Raw genomic sequence first — 5,885 nt, 5'->3', positions numbered from 1 at the left:
CACGTTAGTATGAGGTGTGGCATTTCCTACTCCCGATGCCTCCCTTACGCCTCACCAYTTACCCCTCACGCATAAAAAAATCCCCCAAGGCATCAGCCCTGGGGGATTTTTCTTAATAAGTGCCTGACGATGACCTACTCTCGCATGGGGAGACCCCACACTACCATCGGCGCTAAGCGGTTTCACTGCTGAGTTCGGCAAGGGATCAGGTGGTTCACGCTCGCTATGGTCGTCAGGCGTAACTTTTAATGTACATCATGCTGATGTCGTCGATGACGTGTTTTGTGATCGTCTCTTGTCAGCAAGCGCCTTGGCTTGCTGCTGCGTATCCGGTTCTCGTTACTACTACGACCAGACCCCTTGGGTGTTATAGGGTCAAGCCTCACGGGCCATTAGTACACGTTAGCTCAACGCCTTGCAGCGCTTCCACACCGTGCCTATCAACCAGCTGGTCTCGCTGGGCCCTTTAGGAGGATCAAGTCCTCGGGGATGTCTCATCTTGAAGGGGGCTTCCCGCTTAGATGCTTTCAGCGGTTATCCTGTCCGACCATAGCTACCCGGCAATGCCACTGGCGTGACAACCGGAACACCAGAGGGTCGTCCACTCCGGTCCTCTCGTACTAGGAGCAGCTCTTCTCAAACATCCAACGCCCACGGCAGATAGGGACCGAACTGTCTCACGACGTTCTAAACCCAGCTCGCGTACCACTTTAAATGGCGAACAGCCATACCCTTGGGACCGACTTCAGCCCCAGGATGTGATGAGCCGACATCGAGGTGCCAAACACCGCCGTCGATGTGAACTCTTGGGCGGTATCAGCCTGTTATCCCCGGAGTACCTTTTATCCGTTGAGCGATGGCCCTTCCATACAGAACCACCGGATCACTAGAACCTGCTTTCGCACCTGCTCGACGTGTCTGTCTCGCAGTCAAGCACCCTTATGCTCTTGCACTCACTGCACGATGTCCGACCGTGCTGAGGGTACCTTCGTGCTCCTCCGTTACTCTTTGGGAGGAGACCGCCCCAGTCAAACTACCCACCACACACTGTCCTCGATCCGGATAACGGACCTGAGTGAGAACGCCAATGATGCCAGGCTGGTATTTCAAGGTTGGCTCCACCCGAACTGGCGTCCGGGTTTCAAAGCCTCCCAGCTATCCTACACAGGCAACATCAGCGTCCAGTGTGAAGCTATAGTAAAGGTTCACGGGGTCTTTCCGTCTAGCCGCGGGTACACCGCATCTTCACGGCGATTTCAATTTCACTGAGTCTCGGGTGGAGACAGCGTGGCCATCATTACGCCATTCGTGCAGGTCGGAACTTACCCGACAAGGAATTTCGCTACCTTAGGACCGTTATAGTTACGGCCGCCGTTTACCGGGGCTTCAATCAAGAGCTTCGGCCGAAGCCTAACACCATCATTTAACCTTCCGGCACCGGGCAGGCGTCACACCCTATACGTCCTCTTACGAGTTAGCAGAGTGCTGTGTTTTTACTAAACAGTTGCAGCCACCTGGTATCTTCGACCGGTTCGGGCTTAGAGAGCAAGTCTCATCACCCTACGCCGGCGTGCCTTCTCCCGAAGTTACGGCACCATTTTGCCTAGTTCCTTCACCCGAGTTCTCTCAAGCGCCTTGGGATTCTCACCCTGACCACCTGTGTCGGTTTGGGGTACGGTCGCACATGATCTGAAGCTTAGAGGCTTTTCCTGGAAGCGTGGCATCAGTGACTTCCTGACCGTGGTCAGTTCATCTCGTGTCTCGGCTTTAAGGTGCCGGATTTTCCTAGCACCTCGGCCTACTCACTTTCACCAGGACAACCAACGCCTGGCTCACCTAGCCTTCTCCGTCCCCCCATCGCAATCATGTCCGGTACGGGAATATTGACCCGTTTCCCATCGACTACGCCTTTCGGCCTCGCCTTAGGGGCCGACTCACTCTGCTCCGATTAGCGTCGAACAGAAACCCTTGGTCTTCCGGCGAGGGAGTTTTTCACTCCCTTTATCGTTACTCATGTCAGCATTCGCACTCGTGATACCTCCAGCGAACTTCTCAATTCACCTTCATCGGCTTACACGACGCTCCTCTACCGCGCATTCCTAAGAATGCACCCGTAGCTTCGGTACCTGGTTTAGCCCCGTTACATCTTCCGCGCAGGCCGACTCGACTAGTGAGCTATTACGCTTTCTTTAAAGGATGGCTGCTTCTAAGCCAACCTCCTAGCTGTCTGAGCCTTCCCACATCGTTTCCCACTTAACCAGGATTTGGGGACCTTAGCTGACGGTCTGGGTTGTTTCCCTTTTCACGACGGACGTTAGCACCCGCCGTGTGTCTCCCACGCTCATACTCACCGGTATTCGGAGTTTGCCTCGGGTTGGTAAGTCGGGATGACCCCCTAGCCGAAACAGTGCTCTACCCCCGGCGGTAATACGTGAGGCGCTACCTAAATAGCTTTCGAGGAGAACCAGCTATCTCCGAGCTTGATTAGCCTTTCACTCCGATCCACAAGTCATCCAAATCTTTTTCAACAGATCCTGGTTCGGGCCTCCAGTTGATGTTACTCAACCTTCACCCTGCTCATGGATAGATCGCTCGGTTTCGGGTCTATATCCAGCGACTGTGTCGCCCAGTTAAGACTCGGTTTCCCTACGGCTCCCCTAAACGGTTAACCTCGCCACTGAATATAAGTCGCTGACCCATTATACAAAAGGTACGCAGTCACAGAACAAGTCTGCTCCTACTGCTTGTACGCACACGGTTTCAGGATCTATTTCACTCCCCTCTCCGGGGTTCTTTTCGCCTTTCCCTCACGGTACTGGTTCACTATCGGTCAGCCAGGAGTATTTAGCCTTGGAGGATGGTCCCCCCGTCTTCAGTCAAGGTTTCTCGTGCCCCGACCTACTCGATTTCACATGATCAGATTTTCGACTACGGGGCTATCACCCGCTACGGCCGCGCTTCCCAGCGCGTTCGTCTAATCAGTCACATGCTTAAGGGCTGGTCCCCGTTCGCTCGCCGCTACTAGGGGAATCTCGGTTGATTTCTTTTCCTCAGGGTACTTAGATGTTTCAGTTCCCCTGGTTCGCCTCTTACGCCTATATATTCAGCGTAAGATACTCATCTTATGATGAGTGGGTTTCCCCATTCAGAAATGCCCGGGTCAAAGGTTGTTTGCCACCTCGCCGAGCCTTATCGCAGGCTACCACGTCTTTCATCGCCTCTGGCTGCCTAGGCATCCACCGTGTGCGCTTAATTGCTTGACCCTATAACCCGAAGGAGTCTGGATTTCGCAATAATAACGATTGCCGGATACGCTTGAGACGTATCACAAAACAATTACGTATAAACACTTCTACGAAGCGTTTATGTCAGCATGATATACATTGTTAAAGAGCAGCTGTTCAATGAACAGTGATAAAGCAGTATGTTAAAACAACGTGTTAAAACACAGTGACTTATCAATGGTCACGAAACATTCACAAACGGTCGTTAAGGTACGATAAAACAATATGTACAACACAGTACGTAATGGTGGAGCCAAGCGGGATCGAACCGCTGACCTCCTGCGTGCAAGGCAGGCGCTCTCCCAGCTGAGCTATGGCCCCATTGTTTTTTGCTGACCTTACCTCTTGCCATTAATTTCTGTGAAACAAGGCAAAATGCGACGACGTATAGCCTGCTATACGAGGAGCATTTTAACGCAGTATCGCAGGAATTTGGTGGGTCTGGGCAGACTTGAACTGCCGACCTCACCCTTATCAGGGGTGCGCTCTAACCAACTGAGCTACAGACCCAAGAGGGGATCGTGCTTAAACCGTTTGCTCTATATCTGATCAGGTAATTCATTGTGAGCGCTTACCGCGAGGATGATGCATCGTTTAAGGAGGTGATCCAGCCGCAGGTTCCCCTACGGCTACCTTGTTACGACTTCACCCCAGTCATGAACCACACCGTGGTGATCGCCCTCTTGCGTTAGGCTAACCACTTCTGGTGCAGTCCACTCCCATGGTGTGACGGGCGGTGTGTACAAGGCCCGGGAACGTATTCACCGTGACATTCTGATTCACGATTACTAGCGATTCCGACTTCACGGAGTCGAGTTGCAGACTCCGATCCGGACTGAGACCGGCTTTTCGGGATTAGCGCACTCTCGCGAGTTGGCAACCCTTTGTACCGGCCATTGTAGCACGTGTGTAGCCCTACTCGTAAGGGCCATGATGACTTGACGTCGTCCCCACCTTCCTCCGGTTTGTCACCGGCAGTCTCCTTAGAGTTCCCACCATTACGTGCTGGCAAATAAGGACAAGGGTTGCGCTCGTTACGGGACTTAACCCAACATTTCACAACACGAGCTGACGACAGCCATGCAGCACCTGTCTCTGCGTTCCCGAAGGCACCAAGTGATCTCTCACAAGTTCGCAGGATGTCAAGAGTAGGTAAGGTTCTTCGCGTTGCATCGAATTAAACCACATGCTCCACCGCTTGTGCGGGCCCCCGTCAATTCATTTGAGTTTTAACCTTGCGGCCGTACTCCCCAGGCGGTCGACTTATCGCGTTAACTTCGCCACAAAGTGCGCTAGGCACCCAACGGCTGGTCGACATCGTTTACGGCGTGGACTACCAGGGTATCTAATCCTGTTTGCTACCCACGCTTTCGCACCTCAGTGTCAGTGTCAGTCCAGAAGGCCGCCTTCGCCACTGGTATTCCTCCCGATCTCTACGCATTTCACCGCTACACCGGGAATTCTACCTTCCTCTCCTGCACTCTAGCTTGACAGTTCCGGATGCCGTTCCCAGGTTGAGCCCGGGGCTTTCACAACCGGCTTATCAAGCCACCTACGCGCGCTTTACGCCCAGTAATTCCGATTAACGCTTGCACCCTCCGTATTACCGCGGCTGCTGGCACGGAGTTAGCCGGTGCTTCTTCTGCGAGTGATGTCTTTCCTAGGGGGTATTAACCCCTAGGCGTTCTTCCTCGCTGAAAGTGCTTTACAACCCGAGGGCCTTCTTCACACACGCGGCATGGCTGGATCAGGCTTTCGCCCATTGTCCAATATTCCCCACTGCTGCCTCCCGTAGGAGTTCGGGCCGTGTCTCAGTCCCGATGTGGCTGATCATCCTCTCAGACCAGCTACGGATCGTTGCCTTGGTGAGCCATTACCTCACCAACTAGCTAATCCGACATAGGCTCATCCAATAGCGGGAGCCGGAGCCCCCTTTCTCCCGTAGGACGTATGCGGTATTAGCCTGGGTTTCCCCAGGTTATCCCCCACTATCGGGCAGATTCCTATGCATTACTCACCCGTCCGCCGCTCGTCAGCATCTAGCAAGCTAGATCTGTTACCGCTCGACTTGCATGTGTTAGGCCTGCCGCCAGCGTTCAATCTGAGCCATGATCAAACTCTTCAGTTTAAAATCATTGTGATGCTTACTCGTTGCTTAAGGACTAGCCGAAAGCAACAAAAGCGCATCAAACTTGGCTCAAGGTTCAAACGAATTCATTCAAACTTACGTTTTCATGACCGCTTGCCTTGATATTTGGTGATTTATCACCCTCATCGGCAAGCGCCCACATGAATTACCTGATCAAATTGTTAAAGAGCGTTTCGCTAATAACTGGCTTGCCGTTGAATTGGCTTGCCTCAGCGAGGAAGGCGTATTCTACGCATTTCCTGGTGGTTGTCAACCGCTATTTTCAATGACTGGATTCAGCGAACGAGGCGAGCCATACAACCGCTCTAACCTACTGACAAACCGAAGGTTTTCACCTTCATTCACCGCTGGTAACGCTTGGCGTCCCCGGCAGCGGATGCGTACTTTACGGATTCGCYGCCGTCTTGGCAAGGGCTTTTAGAAAATAAGSWGAAGAAAGTTTCAATACGCTC

Annotated in this window: 2 tRNA genes and 3 rRNA genes; all 5 read right to left on the bottom strand. The window is 52.9% G+C overall.

Annotated features, from left to right (window positions below):
* Positions 1-121: 121 nt before the first annotated feature.
* Positions 122-237 (bottom strand): 5S ribosomal RNA (rrf, locus tag MOY_RS16410).
* A gap of 134 nt (positions 238-371) precedes the next feature.
* Positions 372-3,263 (bottom strand): 23S ribosomal RNA (locus MOY_RS16405).
* A gap of 266 nt (positions 3,264-3,529) precedes the next feature.
* Positions 3,530-3,605, bottom strand: a tRNA-Ala gene (locus tag MOY_RS16400).
* 112 nt (positions 3,606-3,717) lie between these two features.
* Positions 3,718-3,794, bottom strand: a tRNA-Ile gene (locus MOY_RS16395).
* Between the two features lie 85 nt (positions 3,795-3,879).
* Positions 3,880-5,412: ribosomal RNA gene (locus MOY_RS16390) — 16S ribosomal RNA — on the bottom strand.
* The 16S, 23S and 5S rRNA genes sit together here with 2 tRNA genes alongside, the layout of an rRNA operon.
* Positions 5,413-5,885 lie beyond the last annotated feature (473 nt).

It is taken from the genome of Halomonas sp. GFAJ-1 (assembly GCF_000236625.2).
Taxonomy (GTDB): domain Bacteria; phylum Pseudomonadota; class Gammaproteobacteria; order Pseudomonadales; family Halomonadaceae; genus Vreelandella.
The sequence above is the reverse complement of the archived record's forward strand: the minus strand, read 5'-3'. Positions and strand labels throughout refer to the sequence as shown.